This is a genomic window from Mucilaginibacter pankratovii (assembly GCF_014773265.1).
GTDB lineage: Bacteria > Bacteroidota > Bacteroidia > Sphingobacteriales > Sphingobacteriaceae > Mucilaginibacter > Mucilaginibacter pankratovii.
In genome coordinates this window covers 313676-334024 of the sequence record NZ_JACWMY010000001.1, presented here as the reverse complement: position 1 = coordinate 334024, position 20349 = coordinate 313676, and the positions used below count along the sequence as shown (strand labels likewise).

Genomic DNA, 20349 nt, shown 5'->3' with positions numbered 1-20349 from the left:
AAATTTACAAAGCAACTTACTAATCCAACTATTAACCCAATTAATTACATGAGAAACAATTACCTAAAAAAGTATCTGCTCTTTTTTGCAATGCTGTTTATATCGCAGGCGATATTTGCACAAACAAGAAGCATTACCGGTAAAGTGGTCGACGAGAACAACCAATCTTTACCCGGGGCAACGGTATTAATATCGGGCACAAACACAGCAAGTGCTACCGATGTTAATGGCATTTACCGCATTACCGGCTTAAAGGCCGGTACCTACACCTTAACGGCCAGCTTTATTGGCTACACGTCGCAGCCGAAAACGGTAACTATTGATGCTGATAACGGAACCGTAAACTTCAACCTGCAGCCATCATCACGCACACTTAACGAAATTGTGGTGATCGGTTACGGCACGGTGCGCAAGAAGGACCTTACCGGTTCTGTTACCACCGTAAGTTCAAAAGATTTCCAAACAGGTAACATCACCTCGCCCGAGCAATTAATTGCTGGCAAGGTTGCCGGTGTATCTATCACCTCAAACGGCGGTGCGCCGGGTGCGGGTAGTACTATCCGCGTACGTGGCGGTGCATCATTAAGCGCCAGTAACGATCCTTTGATCGTGATAGACGGTGTGCAATTAAGCAACGATGGTATAGCTGGTGCGCCAAACGCGCTAAGCCTGATCAACCCAAATGATATTGAGACCTTTAGCGTGCTGAAGGATGCATCAGCAACAGCCATTTACGGTTCAAGGGCATCAAACGGTGTTATTATCATTACCACCAAAAAAGGTATCGCCGGCAAACCGCAGGTAACGCTTAATACGCAGGTTTCGGTTTCTAAATTATCTAAGGAAGTGCCCGTTTTAACCGGCGATCAGCTAAGGGCTTATGTAAAAGCAAACGGCAGTGCCGCTTTCCAGGCATTACTGGGCGATGCTAATACTAACTGGCAAAAAGAGATCTACCAAACAGCTGTAAGCAATGATAATAACCTGAGTGTTGCCGGTGGATTTAAGAATTTACCCTACCGCGTATCTGTTGGTTACCTCGATCAAAAGGGTATCCTCAGAACCGGATATTTAAACAGGGCATCAGCATCTATCAACCTTACACCAAAGTTTTTAGATAACCATATCAAATTGGATATCAACGTAAGAGGTTCGGCAAGTAAGGCTCGTTTTGCCAACCAGGGTGCTATTGGCGCCGCTGTTAGTTTCGATCCTACTAAACCGGTACAATCCGGTAACAGCAACTACGGCGGTTTTTACGAATACCTTGATACGGACCCTTCTTCTGCCACCGGCTTAAAACAACTTGCGCCGCGCAACCCGGTAGGTTTGTTAGAGCAGCGTTACGATGAAAGCGACGTTAAAAGAAGCATTGGCAACGCACAACTCGATTATAAATTCCATTTCCTGCCAGATCTGCACGCCAATGTAAACTTTGGTTACGATGCATCTTTAGGTAAAGGTACCATTGTGGTTCCGTCTACCGCGGCAGCAAGCTTTAACCGGTATAAAGATGCCAACAACGTATTGCATGGCGGTGTAAATAACCAGTACCGTACCACTATCCTTAACACCACTTTCGAAGCTTACCTAAACTACGCCAAGGATATCAAGGAAATTAACAGCCGCGTAGATGCGGTAGCAGGGTATGCGTACTACGATTATTCTACAACAGCAAATAACTACCCCGATTTGACTACCGATGGTACCGTGGTGAGCAAACCAAACTACCCGTTTGATAAGCCGCAGCACAGGTTGCTATCGTACTATGGCCGTTTAAACTACACTTACGCTAACAAATACCTGTTAACGGGTACTATCCGCCGCGACGGTTCATCAAGGTTTAGTCCGCTTAACCGCTACGCGGTATTCCCTTCGGGTGCATTTGCCTGGAAGATCAAGGAAGAATCCTTCCTGAAGGATAATAAAGTTCTTTCTGATTTGAAACTGCGTGTTGGTTATGGTTTAACCGGTCAGCAGGATAATATTGATAACTACGCTTACACATCGTACTACAATTTAAGCTCGCAAACAGCGTCTTACCAGTTTGGCGATACATTTTACCAGTTATACCGCCCTTCGGCGTATGACCCTAAACGTAAATGGGAGCAGAGTGCTACCACCAACGTAGGTATAGATTACGGTTTCCTTAATGGCCGCATAACCGGTTCAATTGACGCTTATTATAAAGAAACAAAGGATCTGATCGCTCCTGTAAATGTGGCGGCAGGCTCGGGTTTCTCTAACACATTTGTAACCAACGTAGGTAACATGACCAATAAAGGTATTGAGTTTGCCATCAATGCGCAGGTTATCCGTACAAAGGATCTGTCGTGGGATGTTGCTTTCAACGCTACCTACAATGTAAATAAAGTAACCAAGTTAACTTTCGTTAACGATCCAAGCTCTACAGGGCTTGCTACCGGCGGTGTATCCGGCGGAACGGGTACAACCATACAACGCTTTTATGTAGGCCAGCCGCGCGCGGCATTTTACGTGTACCAACAGGTTTACGGTGCTGATGGCAAACCGATTGATAACGTGTATGTTGACCGTAACGGCGATGGCACTGTTAACGACAAGGACCTTTACCTTTACAAACAACCCGATCCAAAATACATCTTTGGTTTCTCCAGCAGTGTAAACTATAAAAACTGGAATTTAGCCGTAGTGATGCGTGCCAACCTGGGTAACTATGCATACAATAACGTATTCTCCAGCACAGGTACACGCAACAGCATCCTTAATCCGCTTGGCTATCTTAATAATGGTTCTACCAACGCATTGGAAAGCGGCCTGATAGGCGCAAACGATAAAAATGTTTTATCAGATTACTATATCCAAAACGCATCATTCCTGAAAATGGATAACGCCAGCCTGGGTTACAATTTTGGTAAGGTATTGCGCGGCAAAGCAGCTTTAAGTGTTACAGGTAATGTGCAAAACGTATTTACCGTTACCAATTACCAGGGGGTAGATCCGGAAGTAGGCGGCGGTATCGATAATAACGTTTACCCGCGCCCGCGCACATTTGTGTTAGGATTGAACCTTAAATTTTAAATCATTCGTATATAAATATATACATACAGCTAATTAACAAAGCGATATGAAAAAGAACTTGATTATAAAAGCACTTACCCTGGTAGTGCTTACAGGCGGGTTGGTTTCTTGTAACAAGAAACTGGATTTACTGCCGACTAACGATATTACCTCGGCAACGGTATACAGCACGCCCACAGGTTACAAACAAGCATTTGCTAAGGTGTACGGCTCGTTTGCCTTAACAGGTAACGTAGGCCCTGCCGGCGATGATAACACCAAGGATGTTAAAGGTATTGATGAAGGTACATCAGATTTCCTGCGTCTTTTTTGGAAAGCACAGGAACTAAGCACCGATGAGGCGGTAATAGCCTGGGGCGATGTTGGCATCCAGGATTTTCATAACATGAACTGGTCTGCCGCTAACCCTTTCCTTAAGGGTTTATACTACCGCAGTTTATACCAGGTTACGCTTGCCAACGATTTCATCAGGCAATCTGCCGATGATCAGCTGAGCAGCCGCGGAATTTCGGGCGCTGATGCCGATAAGATCCGCCAGTTTCGTGCCGAGGCTCGTTTTTTAAGGGCATTCCAATACTGGGTTTTGTTGGACTTGTACGGCAGTGTGCCATTGGTTACAGAAGCGGACTTGATTGGTGTAACCATACCCAAACAAGCCGACCGCAAAACCATTTTTGCCTATGTTGAATCGGAATTATTAGCTATCGAACCTACCCTGGCGGCACCAAAATCAAACGAATACGGCCGTGCCGATAAGGCAGCAGCCTGGGCATTATTGGCCCGCTTGTACTTAAACGCGGAGGTTTATACCGGTACGCAAAAGAACAAAGAGGCTATCGACTACTCCTCTAAGGTAATTGGCGCAGGTTATTCGCTGATCAGCAACTATCCATTCATTATGCTGGCAGATAATAACTTAAACACCAGCGAAAATATCTTTACTATCAACTACGATGGCTTGCGCACACAAAGCTACGGTGGTACTACCTTTTTAACCCATGCGCCGGTTGGCGGGTCGGAGTCGGCAAGTAATTTTGGTATCAGCGGCGGCTGGGGAGGCGCACGCACAACTAAAGCACTGCCAAACCTGTTTCCTGATTATACAGGCGCTGCAGATAAGAGGTCGCAATTTTATACTACCGGCCAAAACCTGGAGATAAAAGATCAGGGCGCGTTTACCGATGGTTTTGCAGTTACCAAATACCGCAACGTAACACGTACCGGCGCGGTAGGGCAGAGCTTAGATTTTGCTGATGTTGATTTCCCGCTTTTCCGTTTATCAGAAATGTACCTCATTTATGCAGAAGCAACTTTACGCGGCGGTGCGGGCGGCAATGCTGCCACAGCGTTAAACTATATCAATATTATCCGCACCCGCGCTTATGGTAATGCCAGCGGCAACGTAACAGCAGGAGCTTTGACGCTTAATTTTATACTGGACGAGAGGGCACGCGAATTATATTGGGAAGGCTTCCGCCGTACGGATCTGATCCGTTTTGGGAGGTTTACTACCGCAACTTACCTGTGGCCGTTTAAAGGCGGCGTAGCAGGTGGCCGGTCTGTTGAAGATTTCAGGAACATATATCCTATCCCAACGGATGATATCACAGCTAACCCTACGTTGAAACAAAACCCGGGATACTAAAGATAAATAACAGGCCCGGGTAAAGCCGGGCCTGTATATGGAATTTAACATAAAACTTATTTAACATTTAAGTATTAACGATGAAAAAATTAACTACTAAATTTTTAGCATTCAGCTGCCTGGCCTTACTTGCCCTGGCATCATGCAAAAAAGATGAAGTGCGTACCGTTGCAAAAGTTGGCACCCCCGGTGCATTAGCTACATCAACTACCACTCCGGCTTTATCTAAAGCCAATTTAAACGAAACGGCCATCACCATTACCGGTACGCCGCAAGCCTACGGTTATAGTGCAGCTACCATAAACACGCTGCAAATTGCTGTTAAAGGCACCAGCTTTGCAACACCAAGCGAGGTATCGTTAACTGCAGGCGCGCTTACCAAAAGCTACACCGTACAGGATTTTAACAACCTGCTGCTATCTATGAATTTGCCTACAGGTGTACCATCGCAATTAGAGATGCGTTTAAAAACATCTTTAAGCACGATCGCCGGTATCGAATACTCCAATGTGGTTACCGTAACGGCTACACCATTTGCTTTGGTATCTTACATTTATGTGCCGGGCGCTTATCAGGGCTGGGAACCAAAAACAGCGGATAGCTTGCAATCGGCGACGGGTAACGGCGTGTATACCGGCATCATCAATTACCTTCCGGGTAAGTTAGATTTTAAGATCACCACGAAAAAGAACTGGGATGTAGCTTACGGCAAAACCAGCGGTAGCGGCATCAGCACTTCGGGCGGCGATATTTCTGCGCCGGCCGCAGGCCAGTACATGGTTAAGGTAGACTTAAATGCAAACACCATTACCATGGCACCTGCTGATTACATGGCTGCAATAGGCAACGCGCCCGTGGGAAGTGACTGGAGCGCCGATATTGATTTGAAATACAATAACGGTACCCTGGCTTGGGAAGGCGTTGTGCCAATGGTTGTTGGCGAATTTAAATTTAGAATGAACCATGCTTGGGCGAACAGCTATGGCATACCTAAAACAGGTGGAGATGGTACTTTCTTAAATAATAACGATAACAACAATATTCCAATTACAACTGCCGGTAATTACAAAGTAAGCATTACTCCAATTTATAAAGATTACAGCGCTGAAATTACCAACTTGGGTAAGATCAACACAGATCTTACGGCTAAATACACGTCTGTAAAACAATAATACCTTAATGGCCAACCTTTAAATAAGGGTTGGCCATTTTATTTGCCTCCTGTTCTTTATCTGCAGCGCATTTAAGCGTTGTATTTGCCAATTAAAACAGATATGAAATTAAGGTTAAAAATTACACTTGCCTTCCTGATGTTTGCAGGCGGCGCATTTGCACAGATCCCGGCGCTTGAGCGCGTGGAGCCTGCTTTTTGGTGGGTAGGGTTTAAAAATCCAAAGGTGCAGCTCATTGTACATGGCGAAAAGATTGCCGGCAGTGCCGTTAGTCTGAGCTATCCCGGCGTAAAGCTAACAGCTATTCACAAGGTAGAAAACAGCAACTATTTATTTCTCGATCTCACCATCAGCACGGCCACCCGCCCGGGTAAATTCCCAATTACCTTTAAAAAAGCGGGGGAGAAGGCGTTGGTTTATACTTACGAATTAAAAGCCCGGAATAGCAGCCCGCAATGGGCGCAGGGCGTTACCAGTAAGGACCTTATTTACCTGCTGATGCCTGACCGTTTTGCCAACGGCGACCCATCAAACGATGTGGTGCCCGGCATGTTAGAGACCGGTTTGCACCGCGATTCGATGTACTCGCGCCATGGCGGCGATATCCAGGGTTTAATAAATCATTTGGGCTATTTAAAAGATCTGGGCGTAACCACCATTTGGATGACCCCGGAAATTGAGAACGACGAACCTCATGCATCGTACCACGGCTATGCCGTAACCGATTATTACAAGATAGACCCGCGCTACGGTACCAACCAACTCTTTAAAACCTACGTGAACAAAACCCACGCCATAGGCTTAAAGGTGATAAAAGACCTGGTGCATAACCATATCGGCACCGAAAGCTGGCTGATAAAAGATATGCCGATGAAAAGCTGGGTACACCAGTGGCCAAAATACACCAACTCTAACTTCAGAGATGCCGCTGTGATGGATCCGCATGGCGCCGCTGCCGATAAAAAACAAATGCTTGACGGCTGGTTCGACCGCAGGATGGCTGATGTTAACCAAAGCAACCCGTATGTGCAAAACTACCTTACCCAAAACCATATCTGGTGGGTAGAGTACGCCGGCATAGACGGTTTCCGCCTGGATACTTACCCTTATAACGACCCGGTTTACATGGCCGATTGGGCAAAAAAAATAAAAGCCGAGTTCCCGCGCCTATCCATATTTGGCGAAACGCTGGTATGGTCGGTAGCTAACCAGGCCTACTTTACCCAGGGCAATACGGTAAACCGCGGTTTTGATACCCAGTTGCCCGGCATTACCGATGCGCAGATAAAAGATGCCATTACCGAAGCCCTTAACGGCAAAGAGGGCTGGACAGACGGTGTTAACAGGCTGTATAATATCGTAGCCCAGGATTTTATGTACCAGGATGCAACCCGCAACACCATCTTTTTGGATAACCACGATATGAGCCGCTTTTACTCTAATGTAAACGAGGACTTTACCAAATTCAAATCGGGTATGGCTATGTTGCTTACCATGCGCGGTGTGCCGCAAATGTATTATGGCGATGAGATATTGATGAAAGGTTACTCTAACCCTGATGGTTTGGTTCGCGAGGATTTCTCCGGCGGCTGGGCAGGGGATAAAAAGGATAAGTTTACGGCATCAGGTCGCGACAAAAAAGAGAACGAAGCTTTTGATTACGTACGCACGCTGGCCAACTACCGCAAAAACACCACCGCCCTGCAAACCGGTAAATTAATGCAATACATCCCACGCAATGGTATTTACACCTATTTCAGGTACGATGCGCAAAAAACGGTGATGATAAGCTACAACGGTAACGAAGAGGAAAAGGCATTGGATACCGGATATTTTAACGAGCGGACGACCGGATTTAAGGGCGGCGTAAATATAATTACGCACGAAAAGTTAGCTGATGTGAAACAGCTGATCATCCCTGCTAAAACCGCTATCATAATTGAATTAACTAAATGACAGCTTTAAAAGAAACTATAAAACAGCCCCTTAAGGGAGCCGTTGCCGAACGCCCCAAGCTCAGCTTTTGGCAAATATTCAACATGAGCTTTGGCTTTTTGGGCATCCAGTTTGGCTTTGCGCTGCAAAACGGGAACGCTTCGCGCATTTTACAAAGCTTCGGGGCCGATGTTGAGCATTTATCGCTCTTTTGGCTGGCGGCACCCATCACCGGGATGATCGTTCAACCAATCATCGGCCACTACAGCGACCGTACCTGGAACAGGCTGGGCCGCCGGAAACCGTACTTTTTAGCAGGCGGCATCCTTTCGGCAATCGCATTGTTTTTTATGCCGAATGCATCCTTGTTATTATTCCTTCCCCCTGTAATGGTGGGTGCAGGAGTGCTTATGATCATGGATGCATCGTTCAATGTAGCGATGGAACCTTTCAGGGCACTGATCGGCGATAACTTGCCCGATAGCCAGCGCAGCCTTGGTTTTTCGGTACAAACCTTTTTAATAGGCACGGGTGCGGTAGCTGGCTCCGTATTGCCCTGGGTAATAACCCAGTTTACCGGTACCCAGCAGGTGGCAGCCGGTCACGTGCAAAATAACGTGATATACTCCTTTTATGTGGGAGGCATCGTGCTTATTTCCTGCCTGTTGTGGACTATCTTCAAAACCAAAGAATACTCGCCTGCAGAATATGCCGCTTTCCACCCCGAAGAACCGGAAGAAACAGAAAAAGGGCTTTCGGTTATTTTAAAGGATTTTTCGAGGATGCCGACGGCTATGCGCCAGTTAGGATTGGTGCAGTTCTTCTCGTGGTTCGCGCTGTTCTCTATGTGGGTTTTTGCTTCCCCGGCCATCGCGCAGCATGTTTTTCATGTGGAGCCAAAAGATACCACTTCCGCCAATTTTGCCAAAGCCGGCGATTGGGTTACCCTGATGTTTGGTGTATATAACGGCATCTCCGCTGTTTACGCGCTTTGCCTGCCAACTATTGCCCGGTTAACCAGTCGTAAAATAGCGCATGCTTTTTCGTTGATGGCCGGAGGCGCTGGTTTAATATCCATATTTTTTGTGACCGATCCGCGTATGCTCATCGTTTCCATGACCGGTATCGGCCTGGCCTGGGCAAGTATCCTTGCCATGCCTTACGCCATTTTATCGGGTTCTATCCCGGCGAAAAAAATGGGGGTTTATATGGGCATTTTTAATTTCTTTATCACTTTTCCGCAGATCATCAATGGCTTTTTTGGTGGTTGGATAGTAAAAAACCTGTTTGGCGGGCAGCCCATTTACGCGCTGGTACTGGCAGGTATTTTTATGCTTTGCGCGGCCATATCAGTATTGTACGTGCAGGATGACGGCGACATCCGGTTCTCAAAAAAATTAACCAGTATAAAATAAAAACATGAGGAAGATATTGTGGATACCTTTAGTGGTACTTTTATTTACAACCGCTGCCTGCAGCAAAAAAGCGGTGGACCCCAATCCGCCAAGCGGAGGGGGCGGCCCGGTTTTGCCGCCTGTAACCAATGGTAAGGCATTACCGGCAGGCGCTGGCGACGGGGTTACTTTTATAAACTCGGGCACATCGGCTATATTTAATTTATACGCCCCCGGTAAAACATCGGTAGCAGTAATTGGCGAGTTTAACAGCTGGGCGCCAGCTACCATGAACAATACCCCCGATGGTAAAAATTGGTGGATCCAGGTAGATAACCTGGATGCCAGCAAGGAATATGCTTACCAGTTTTTGGTAGACGGCAGCCTGAAAGTGGCCGACCCTTACTGCGAAAAAATACTCGACCCGGATAACGACAAGTATATCCCGGCTTCGGTTTACCCCGGTTTAAAAGCCTACCCAATAGGGCAAACCGGTATTGTGAGCGTTATGCAAGCCAATCAGCCCACTTATACCTGGAAGAGCCCGGCATTTACCCGCCCCGATAAAAACAAACTGGTGATTTACGAACTGCACATGCGCGATTTTGTGGCCACGCACAGCTACAAAACTTTGAAGGATACCTTAAACTACCTGAGCAACCTCGGCGTAAACGCCATTGAATTGATGCCCGTAAATGAATTTGAAGGCAACTCATCTTGGGGATACAACCCTTCGTTTTATTTTGCGGTAGATAAGTATTACGGCACCAAGAACGATTTGAAGGCCCTGATAGACGAGTGCCATGCACGTGGGATGGCTGTTATCCTGGATATGGTACTTAATCACTCTTTCGGCCAATCGCCAATGGTGCAGCTGTATTTTGATAAGACTACCAACAAACCGACCAGCGCCAACCCCTGGTTTAATGTAAACCCCACGCACCCCTATAATGTGGGCTATGATTTTAACCACGAAAGCGCGGCGACAAAATACTTCGCGAAGAATGTGATGAAGTTTTACATGCAGGAGTATAAGATAGATGGATACCGTTTCGATCTTGCCAAAGGTTTTACCGAAAAGGTAAGCTCGGATGACGCTTCATTCGCCGCTTACGACCCAAGTCGTGTAGCCATCTGGAATGAATACAACAGCTTTATAAAAACTATTGACAATAATAACTTTTATACCATACTGGAGTTTTTTGGTGGCGATAAGGAAGAAAAGGAACTATCGGATAATGGGATGATGCTATGGAGCAACAATAATTATAATTTTAACGAGGCTACCATGGGCTGGGTGCCAACATCCAACTTCTCCCGCCTGTATTTTAGCAACCATACCGGTTTTACCCAGCCGGATAACATTGTAAGCTACATGGAAAGCCACGACGAGGAACGCCTGATGTTTAAGAACATCCAGTACGGTAATACAACAGGGGCAGGGGGCTATAATGTAAAAACGCTATCAACAGGGCTTGCGCGCCAGGAAGCTGCCGCCGCATTTTTATTGACGGCGCCGGGCCCGAAAATGATATGGCAATTTGGCGAATTAGGTTATGATGTATCTATCGACCAAAACGGCCGCACCGGGGAAAAACCTATCCACTGGGATTATAACAATGATCCGCAGCGCCGCAAGCTGTACAGCGCATTCGCCAAGCTGATAAAAATGAAGATCAAGAACCCCATTTTTAATACTTCCACCATCACCGCTAACGCTGCCGGGTCTGTAAAAACGGCTTATTTAAGCAGCGGTACGCAAAATGTGGTAGTAGTGGGTAACTTCGACGTGAACAGCCAATCGGTTACCGTGGCGTTCCCGGCTGCCGGCACCTGGTATGATTATGTATCCGGAACCAGTATCACCGTGGCCTTACCTTACAACGCTACCTATGCGCCCGGCGAGTACCATATTTACAGCAACGTTGTTTTAAACTAAAACTAACAAACAAAATGGCGGCTGATCTTGCAAAAAGATCAGCCGCCATTTTGCTATCAAATTCTTTATATTACACGTTAGCTACCCCAGGCAATGTTGTGGTTTCATTTGTAAGAAGCATCTCAAACACGCGCAGTTGTTCTTTAGTGTCGACAGATACGGATAATACTTCGTTGAAAAGTGTTTTATAGTAATTGATGCCGTTTAACAGCTGCTCCTTAAATTTCAACAACTGGTTCCTTTTTTTATCTGTTAAACACAGCAGGTTTTGCTGGATATCTTTCTGCAGGTAGTTAACATACAACTCCAGCTCTTTTATAAATACATGCGGGCGGTTGATGTTTTTCAACAGGTCTAATTTTCCGTAAATGTGCCCTGCCATCTCATCCAGCGAAAATGTTCTTTTAAAATAAGCCAGGTTCGGTCCCGGGCAAATGGCTACCGCTATGTTTTCTTTGGGTTTTGCTATATCATATTTCAAATATACCGATGAGCAAAGCCCCTCGCAAAGACAAATTTTTTCGGTTATGGTGTTAAATGCTGTATTACGTTCTGTCACTGGTAAGTTCAGCCCATCCAGTTGCTTTATCTTCAGATTTTGATACTCCCTGGATGCGGTGCAAATTGGTTTCTCGGTAAACTCGGTATTGGTGCATAAAAACTTTTTGGTACAGGGGCTGCCGGGCCGGTTATTCTCAATCCGGTTGAGCCGTTGCTGCTCTACAGTGCTGCTCCTGAAGTTGTTGAACAGGATGCCAAGTGGTGAGGAATCGCTTAAATAGTAGTCGTTTTCATTCGCGGCGGTTAGCTGAAGCAAAGTTTCGTCATCCACGTTGGTTGCCTCGGGCACCAACAAAAAGGGGCTGCCCCAACCCGTAGCATCGAGGTTGTAATGGCGTTTTAAAAAATCATTTTCCTCTGCTGTACCAATCCCACCCTGTACGCTCACACGTTGGGCCAAGGGTTTTTTTGTAACGATGCCTTTTAGCAATAATGCATTATGGTATAGTTGATATAGCTCTTCCAGCATTTCGGCACGGCGCACCTTAAATTCCTGCAGGATGGGGCCAAGCAAAAACCCTTCGGTAGCAAACGCATGGCCTCCACAGTTAAGTCCCGATTCTATCCTGAATTCGGATACCCAAAGCCCTTTTTTGGCCAAAAATTTAGCCTGTATAAATGCCGAGCGGAAGTCGCTCACCTTAAGGATCACCTTTTTATGAAGCTGCCCGTTGTCATCGGGGAAAAAATCGGGGAAGTTTTCGAGATAGCTGTAAAGCCGTGGGTTCATACCTGCAGATAAGATAACCGATGATTGGAGTTCGCTTTCGGCAAATCCTCTTAAGGCAGCAAGCGCGTCGGTATTATTGTCACCCGTATAGTCACCCTCAGCATTGAAATTCATCTTATCAACCTTCGCCATAATGTTTACGTCGATAGATCCTAAAACCATGTTTTTACGCAGAATGCCCTGGAAAAGCTGCTTCCGCTCACACTCGGGATAATCCATCATCAAGTCGTAACCCTGTCTTAACTGCGAGGTTTCGGGCAGCAATTCAAAATAACGGCACAAATCTGTACCGGCCTCAAATGATTGGGTGCGCAGGTCATCAAATTGCTCGTCAACCAGTTTTTTTACCAGGTTTAAATAAGCAGTTATACGTTTTGCCCGATAGTCAGTATCCGTTTTTTTGATGGGTATAAACGCTTCGGCATTTTGGGTGGTATGGTATTCGCGCATCCGTTCTATCAGTTCGTCGTCAACAACAGACATTACCGATGAGATACCGTAGCGTGCTACCTTAAGAGGAGTATCGATGGAAAAACCTAAACCTAAAACTGGGATGTGAAATGTATGGCTCATGGGCCAAAATTAGCTTAATGGCGGTTGACGAAAACTGACCAGCATCATATTTTCCGTCGTTTATCATCACTATTTAGGCGTGCAGAAAACGGCAACTTTGGATCATCAATATTCAGATATGACGGAGAGCACTGTTACCGAAACTACCATTTGTTACCATTGCGGCGACGAATGTTTGAGCACAGCATACGCGGAGGCCGAAAAGCATTTTTGCTGCCAGGGCTGCAAAAGTGTTTACAGCATATTATCTGCCAATAATCTTTGCAGCTACTATAATTTTAACGAACATCCGGGTTTAACCCGCGCCCGAACCGATAAACGGTTTGATTACCTGGATAACGCGGGTATTGTAAAGGAACTGATAGACTACGCTGATGATAACGTTACTATTGTTACGTTGTACATTCCCCACATCCACTGTAGCTCGTGTATCTGGCTGTTAGAAAAACTGAACAAGTTTAACCCGGCCATACTGCATTCCCGGATAGATTTTTTAAAAAAACAACTCCATATAAAGTACGATAGCCAGCAGCTAAGCCTGAAACAACTGGTAGAATTGCTGTTTGATATTGGCTACGAGCCGGCGATAAACCTGCAGGACGTTATAAAGAAACAAAACACCATTAAAGATAACCTGGTGCAGCGCATTGCGGTGGCCGGTTTTTGTTTTGGTAATGTGATGCTGCTGAGCTTTCCCGAATACCTGGGACTATCATCACTGGAACAATCATTTAAGCACTTTTTTGGATGGTTGAATATCCTGTTCTCGCTCCCGGTAGTGTTTTACAGCGGGCGTGAATATTTTGTTTCCGCCTGGCAAAACCTCAGGAATAAGGTTTTAAATATCGATTTCCCGTTGGCCCTTGGTATAGCTGTATTGTTTATACGTACGGTTGTAGAGATTGCGAATAATGCCGGTGCGGGCTTTGCTGATACGCTTTGCGGTCTTGTTTTCTTTTTGCTGGTGGGCAAGTTTGTGCAGCGCAAAACCTATCACCACATCTCTTTCGAACGCGATTACCGTTCGTTTTTCCCGGTTGCGGTGCAGGTGATAGCAAATGGCGTGGAAACCCCCGTTCCGCTTGCCGACCTTAAAATTGGGCAGCGAATAGTGCTGCGCCATAACGAGATCATCCCGGCGGATGCTATTTTGCTGAAAGGCGATGCGCTGATAGATTTTAGTTTTGTTACCGGCGAATCTATCCCGGTTGATAAAACATTGGGCGAGATCATTTACGCCGGCGGGAGGCAAACCAGCGAGGCGATTGAGCTGGAGGTGGTTAAACCCGTATCGCAAAGCTACCTCACCCAGCTTTGGAACAACGAGGCATTTACCCGCCAGCAGGATAACCGGATGCAAACCTTTAACGAGCGGGTGAGTAAGTATTTCACGTACGTTTTATTAGCCATTGCTTTAGGCTCGCTTGTTTTTTGGCTGCCAACCAGTTTAAACAGGGGGCTGGCGGCTTTTACCGCGGTACTTATTGTTGCCTGCCCCTGCGCGCTGGCCTTAAGTACACCGTTCACCATGTCGGCGGCGCTTAGCATATTTGATAAGAACCTTTTTTACCTCAAAAATACGGCGGTAGTTGAACAGTTGGCAAAGATAGATACCATTGTTTTTGATAAAACGGGTACCATAACCACGGCAACCGATAATAACATCAGCCTTAACGGGGCTTTAACAGGGCATCAAAAGCAACTGGTGTACAGTGTTTGCAGTAACTCAAACCATCCGCTGTCCCGCATGATATGCCAATACCTGGGGAACATAGAGAAGCTCCCGGTTAACCATTATAAAGAAATGCCCGGTAAGGGAATTACAGCGTTTATTGGCGATGATGAGGTTAAAGCAGGAAGCGGCCAATTTATGTTTGGAATGTTTAACGAAGAAAAAGGTTCCACCAAAGTGCACCTGATGGTCAACGGCGCCTACCTTGGCAATTTCTCGTTCAAGCAAAATTACCGGGATGGCCTTCAGAAAACCGCCGCGGAATTAGCCGCTTATCAGATGTTTCTGATTTCGGGCGACAGCGACCATGAAAAGGAAGCCCTTCAGCCGGTATTTGGAAGCGAGGAACAGATGAACTTTAACCAGTCGCCGCAAAATAAGCTGGGTTTTGTACAACTGCTTCAGCATTTAAAAGGCAAAGTAATGATGATAGGCGACGGGCTTAATGATGCCGGTGCCTTAAAACAAAGCGACCTGGGTATAGCGGTGACCGATAACATCAACAACTTTTCGCCCGGCTGTGATGCCATACTGGATGGCCGCTCTTTTAACAAGCTGCCGGCTTTTCTCAGATTCGCTAAAAGCACGGTTACCATTATCCATTGTTCGTTTGCTATCTCGCTTACGTATAACCTTATTGGTTTAAGCTATGCGGTTACCGGTAACCTGTCGCCGCTTACGGCGGCTATTCTGATGCCCTTAAGCACAGCCACCATCATCTCGTTTACCACCATTGCCACACATTTTGCAGCAAAAAGGAGGAAACTCGCATGAGCATTATTTACTTTTTAATAGGATGCAGCGTTTTGTTAGCGCTCCTTTTCCTGCTGGCGTTCTTCTGGGCACAGCGAAGCGGGCAAAACGATGACCTGTACACACCATCGGTACGCATCCTGCTGGATGACGAACCGGAGCCGCATGATAAAAAGTGACGGCGATCACCTTTTCCCAAAACCGCCATCATTCTTAGCCAGCCCGGCTTAAAATACTTTTACACCATAATAAAATAACAATTTATGCAGCCCGAAAAATTTTACTATGATAACAAGATCGTGCGGAATTTTGGTATTGCCACCATTGTATGGGGCATTATCGGAATGACGGTCGGCCTTATCGCCGCCATCCAGTTATTTAAGCCCGCCATGAATATGGGCAACCAGTACACCACCTTTGGCCGGATACGACCATTGCATACTAATGCGGTGATCTTCGCCTTTGTGGGTAACGCCATATTTATGGGTGTTTATTATTCATTGCAGCGGCTTTTAAAGGCACGGATGTTTAGCACCTTTTTAAGCAGCCTGCATTTTTGGGGCTGGCAGCTCATTATCGTATCGGCAGTGATAACATTGCCGTTGGGTTTTACCACCTCGCATGAATATGCCGAGCTGGAATGGCCCATTGATATTGCCATTACCGTTATTTGGGTGGTGTTTGGTATCAATATGTTCGGCACCATATTTAAACGCCGCGAACGGCATTTGTACGTAGCCATCTGGTTTTACATAGCCACGTTTGTAACTATAGCGGTGCTGCATATTGTAAATTCATTTGAGTTGCCCGTATCGCCTTTTAAAAGCTATATGGTTTATGCCGGCGTACAGGATGCTTTGGTGCAGTGGTGGTACGGGCATAATGCGGTTGCGTTCTTCCTCACAACGCCCTACCTGGGTATGATGTATTACTTTTTGCCGAAGATGGCCAATCGCCCTGTTTATTCTTACAAACTCAGTATCCTGCACTTTTGGGCGCTGATATTTATTTATATCTGGGCGGGGCCGCATCACTTGTTATATACTTCTTTACCGGGCTGGGCGCAATCATTAGGCGTGGCGTTCTCTATCATGCTGATAGCACCGAGCTGGGGCGGTATGATCAATGGTTTGCTTACCCTGCGCGGTGCCTGGGATAAAGTGCGCGATGATGCCATCCTGAAATTTATGGTTGTTGGCCTTACTGCGTACGGTATGGCTACGTTTGAAGGCCCGATGCTATCGCTGAAACAGATAAACGGTTTGGCCCACTTTACCGATTGGATAGTGGCGCACGTACACGTTGGCGCTTTGGGCTGGAACGGCTTTTTAACCTTCGCTATTTTGTACTGGCTGATACCCCGTATCTACAAAACAGAACTTTACTCAAAAAAGATGGCGTCCTTCCACTTCTGGATAGGCACCTTAGGCATTTTGTTTTACGCTATACCTATGTATTGGGCCGGTTTTACCCAGGGGTTGATGCTTAAGGAGTTCACGCCCGAAGGGATGCTGAAATACCCCAGCTTTTTAGAAACCACCCTGCGTATTATCCCTATGCATGTAATGCGCTCCATTGGAGGTACATTCTACCTGCTGGGCGTAATAGTAATGGCTTATAACCTTACCCGCACCATGATGCAGGGCAAACTGGTAGCCAACGAACCTGCAGAATCTATGCCTTTAGAACCGATAAACGTAGCCACCGAAAGCGGCTGGCACCGCAAGCTGGAACGCAGGCCAATTCAATTGATGATAGCGGCGCTCATTGTGATCCTGATCGGTACCGTGATAGAACTGATGCCAACTTTGACCATCGCTTCCAACGTGCCTACTATTGCCAGTGTAAAACCTTATACCCCGCTGGAATTGCAGGGAAGGGACATCTATATCCGCGAGGGTTGCTCCAATTGCCACTCGCAAACGGTGAGGCCCTTCCGGTCGGAAACCGAGCGTTATGGCGAGTATAGCAAAGCCGGTGAATTTGTATACGATCACCCTTTCCTGTGGGGATCTAAACGTACCGGGCCCGATCTGGCGCGCGAAGGGCAGAAATACGGCAACGCCTGGCATTATAACCACATGATGGATCCAAGGCTGATGTCGCCGGGCAGTATCATGCCAAATTACGACTGGCTGCTCACGCAAACGTTGGATACCACAACTACCGTAGCCAAAATAAACGCTATGCGTACCCTTGGCGTGCCATATGCTGCAGGTTACGAACATAAAGCCAATCAGGATTTAAACAATCAGGCACAGCAAATAGCGGATAACCTGGCGAAGGATAAGATAAAAGTTAAAAACGATAAAGAGATCATTGCCATTATTGCTTACCTGCAAAGGTTAGGTGTTGATATTAAGGCAAATAAACCCCAAAGCAAATAGTCGAAATCATGTTTAAACAATTCACACAGAACATAAACGGGCACCAGGTTTACCTGCTTAGTTCATTGGGTATATTCCTTGTATTTTTTATTGTAGTCACTATTATTCTTTTCAGGTTAGGGAAAAGCCATGTAGACCATATGAGTGCCCTTCCGCTGAGCGATAACGACGTTGATCCATCTAAAAACTTACTATAATGAAGCGGCGTATTTTTATAACCACAATTATTATTCTTTTTGCGCGGCAAAGTTTTGCCGCGGACGATAGTCTAATGTCTGCAGATATGCAAAATTACATAGGCTACGGCGCGATAGTGACCATGCTGCTATTGTTTTTAATAGCGCTGCTGATGCTGCTGCGAACTTTTAAAGTACTTACCCGGGTGGTTCTTAAATCGCAGGGATATACCGCTGAGCAGATTGAAGCCGAATTAAAGCCCGCCAAAAAAGCAAAGCGACCAAAAGCGGAAGTATGGCAAAAACTGCTTTCCTTAAAGCCATTATCTGAGGAAAAGGACATGATCATTCCGCATGAGTATGATGGTATACAGGAACTGAATAACCCAACCCCTGCATGGTTTATGGTGCTTTTTTATGGAACGGTTGCCATAGGTATAGCTTATATGCTTGTTTACCATGTATTTAATTTGGGGCAATTGCAGGATGCGGAATATAATACCGAAGTAGCACAAGCCGAGGTGGCTAAAAAGATCTACCTCAGTAAAGCCGCCAACCGGGTTGATGAAAGCACGGTAAAATTAGTTACCGACCCAGCCGCGCTGGCAGAGGGTAGAACAGTTTTTAAAGCAAGCTGCGCGCCTTGTCATGGTGAAAATGGGCAAGGTGTTGTCGGCCCAAACCTTACCGATGAGTACTGGCTGCACGGCAGCAAGGTGAGCGATGTTTTTAAAACCATTAAGTATGGCGTGGTAGCCAAGGGTATGCCAACCTGGGAAAAGCAGCTTTCTCCAAAGCAAATTGCAGATGTATCTAATTACATTCTTTCTCTAAAGGGAACGCACCCGGCAGGGGCTAAAGAGGCCCAGGGCGAAAAAGAAGAAGTGGAAAAATTGGCTTCAAATTAATTAATAATGATGGATGCAGCTGTAGTGCCGGTGGATGATGGGAAAAGGAAATGGCTGTACCCGGCCTTGCGGAAAGGCAAGCTTTACCAGTGGCGGTCTGCAATAAGCTATGTATACCTTGTTTTCTTTTTTGCAGGGCCATTTTTACGAATAGGGGGGCAGCCTTTTCTGTTGCTTAATGCTATCGAGCGGAAGTTTGTGATACTGGGGCAGGTGTTTTGGCCCGAGGATATCTTCCTGTTTGTGATAGCAACGCTCATATTCGTGGTTTTTGTCGTGCTTTTTACCATGGCCTTCGGGCGGGTATTTTGCGGATGGATCTGCCCGCAAACCATTTTTATGGAAATGGTTTTCCGTAAGGTAGAGATATGGATAGAGGGTGATGCCAATAAGCGCCGCAAGCTTGATGCAGGGGAGTGGACAAAGGAAAAGATATGGAAGAAGGTATCGAAACACCTGATTTTTATCCTGCTGTCGTTTCTTATCGCCAATACATTTTTGGCCTATGTTACCGGCAGTGAAAACCTGCTGAAGATCATTACCGAACCGGTTTCGGCTCATGTCGTCGGTTTTATCAGCATTTGGATCTTTACAGTCGCCTTCTACCTGGTATACAGCCAGGTGCGCGAGCTGGTTTGCACGGTAATATGCCCATACGGACGTTTGCAGGGCGTTTTGATAGATAAAGATACCGTTGTGGTAGCTTATAATGATGTAAGGGGAGAGCCACGCGGGAAGTTGAAAAGGGATTTGGAGCAGTCGCAAAAAGGCGATTGTGTGGATTGCGACCTTTGCGTTGTCGTTTGCCCTACGGGTATCGATATCCGAAACGGTACACAGTTGGAATGCATTAACTGCACGGCTTGCATAGATGCCTGTAACCATGTGATGGAGAAGATCAACAAGCCGCTTAACCTCATTGGTTACTACTCCGAAAACATGATCGTGAATAACCAAAAAGCTTCGTTCACCTGGAAGATGGGCGGTTACAGTACCATAATGGTTTTATTAATAGGCATACTCAGCTATTTTATATTTAGCCGCAGCGATATCGATATGACCGTAATGCGCAGCGGGGGCATGCTTTACCAGGAACAGCCGGGCAATTACATCAGTAATATATATAATGCCGAGATCATCAATAAATCGAACGAAAATAAAACGATCATCATAAAAGCGACAGATCCGGCTATCAAAATAAAGTATATACAGGCACCGGGAGCTATAGAAAAGGGGAGTTCGGTAAAAGTGGTGTTTTTTGTGATGGTACCGGCCAATACTATCCATTCGCCGAAAACCACCATCAAATTACAGTTAATGAGCGCCGGTAAGGTGCTGGAGACCGAAAGTACATCATTTATTGGGCCGATAAACAACTAACATT

General features: G+C 46.1%; 13 protein-coding genes. 12 read left to right on the top strand and 1 reads right to left on the bottom strand.

All coding sequences use genetic code 11. From position 1 onward, the window contains the following. Nucleotides 1-48 precede the first annotated feature (48 nt). The 6 genes from IDJ77_RS01265 to IDJ77_RS01240 all read left to right on the top strand — a co-directional run bounded on the left by IDJ77_RS01265 (nt 49) and on the right by IDJ77_RS01240 (nt 11145). Nucleotides 49-3060: a SusC/RagA family TonB-linked outer membrane protein gene (locus IDJ77_RS01265; RefSeq protein WP_191187108.1), complete on the top strand. Its 3012-nt coding sequence runs from the start codon at nt 49-51 to the stop codon at nt 3058-3060. A gap of 46 nt (nt 3061-3106) precedes the next feature. Then, nucleotides 3107-4705, top strand: a complete 1599-nt coding sequence (locus IDJ77_RS01260; protein ID WP_191187107.1) for a RagB/SusD family nutrient uptake outer membrane protein — start codon at nt 3107-3109, stop codon at nt 4703-4705. An 80-nt stretch (nt 4706-4785) separates the two neighbouring features. Further along, entirely contained in the window at nt 4786-5877 is a 1092-nt protein-coding gene (locus IDJ77_RS01255; protein WP_191187106.1) for a SusE domain-containing protein, read from the top strand. Between the two features lie 102 nt (nt 5878-5979). Further along, nucleotides 5980-7833 carry a glycoside hydrolase family 13 protein gene (locus IDJ77_RS01250; RefSeq protein ID WP_191187105.1) on the top strand — a complete coding sequence of 618 codons (1854 nt, stop codon included), beginning with the start codon at nt 5980-5982 and terminating at the stop codon, nt 7831-7833. Further along, nucleotides 7830-9227, top strand: a complete 1398-nt coding sequence (locus IDJ77_RS01245; protein WP_224750919.1) for an MFS transporter — start codon at nt 7830-7832, stop codon at nt 9225-9227. The genes IDJ77_RS01250 and IDJ77_RS01245 overlap by 4 nt, the downstream gene beginning before the upstream one ends. A 4-nt stretch (nt 9228-9231) precedes the next feature. Continuing rightward, nucleotides 9232-11145, top strand: a complete 1914-nt coding sequence (locus tag IDJ77_RS01240) for an alpha-amylase family glycosyl hydrolase (protein WP_191187104.1) — start codon at nt 9232-9234, stop codon at nt 11143-11145. 70 nt (nt 11146-11215) lie between these two features. On the opposite strand, the gene IDJ77_RS01235 is transcribed toward IDJ77_RS01240, so the two are convergent. Next, complete coding sequence (locus tag IDJ77_RS01235; protein WP_191187103.1) at nt 11216-13009, bottom strand: hypothetical protein; 1794 nt, start codon at nt 13007-13009, stop codon at nt 11216-11218. 118 nt (nt 13010-13127) lie between these two features. Between IDJ77_RS01235 and IDJ77_RS01230 the strand changes: the two genes are divergently transcribed. From IDJ77_RS01230 to ccoG, 6 genes are all read left to right on the top strand, one after another. Further along, nucleotides 13128-15515: a heavy metal translocating P-type ATPase gene (locus IDJ77_RS01230; protein ID WP_191187102.1), complete on the top strand. Its 2388-nt coding sequence runs from the start codon at nt 13128-13130 to the stop codon at nt 15513-15515. Then, nucleotides 15512-15673 carry a cbb3-type cytochrome oxidase assembly protein CcoS gene (gene ccoS / locus IDJ77_RS01225; RefSeq protein ID WP_191187101.1) on the top strand — a complete coding sequence of 54 codons (162 nt, stop codon included), beginning with the start codon at nt 15512-15514 and terminating at the stop codon, nt 15671-15673. Before IDJ77_RS01230 ends, ccoS begins: the two co-directional genes overlap by 4 nt. An 84-nt stretch (nt 15674-15757) precedes the next feature. Further along, the gene (ccoN, locus tag IDJ77_RS01220; protein WP_191187100.1) at nt 15758-17881 is read left to right on the top strand and encodes a cytochrome-c oxidase, cbb3-type subunit I; all 2124 of its coding nucleotides are present in this window, start codon (nt 15758-15760) and stop codon (nt 17879-17881) included. Between the two features lie 8 nt (nt 17882-17889). Further along, entirely contained in the window at nt 17890-18078 is a 189-nt protein-coding gene (locus tag IDJ77_RS01215; protein WP_191187099.1) for a hypothetical protein, read from the top strand. Next, the gene (locus tag IDJ77_RS01210; RefSeq protein ID WP_191187098.1) at nt 18078-18965 is read left to right on the top strand and encodes a cbb3-type cytochrome c oxidase N-terminal domain-containing protein; all 888 of its coding nucleotides are present in this window, start codon (nt 18078-18080) and stop codon (nt 18963-18965) included. Before IDJ77_RS01215 ends, IDJ77_RS01210 begins: the two co-directional genes overlap by 1 nt. A gap of 6 nt (nt 18966-18971) precedes the next feature. Then, a complete protein-coding gene (ccoG, locus tag IDJ77_RS01205) occupies nt 18972-20345 on the top strand; it encodes a cytochrome c oxidase accessory protein CcoG (RefSeq protein ID WP_317174295.1) in 1374 nt (457 codons plus the stop codon). The last annotated feature ends 4 nt before the right edge of the window (nt 20346-20349 follow it).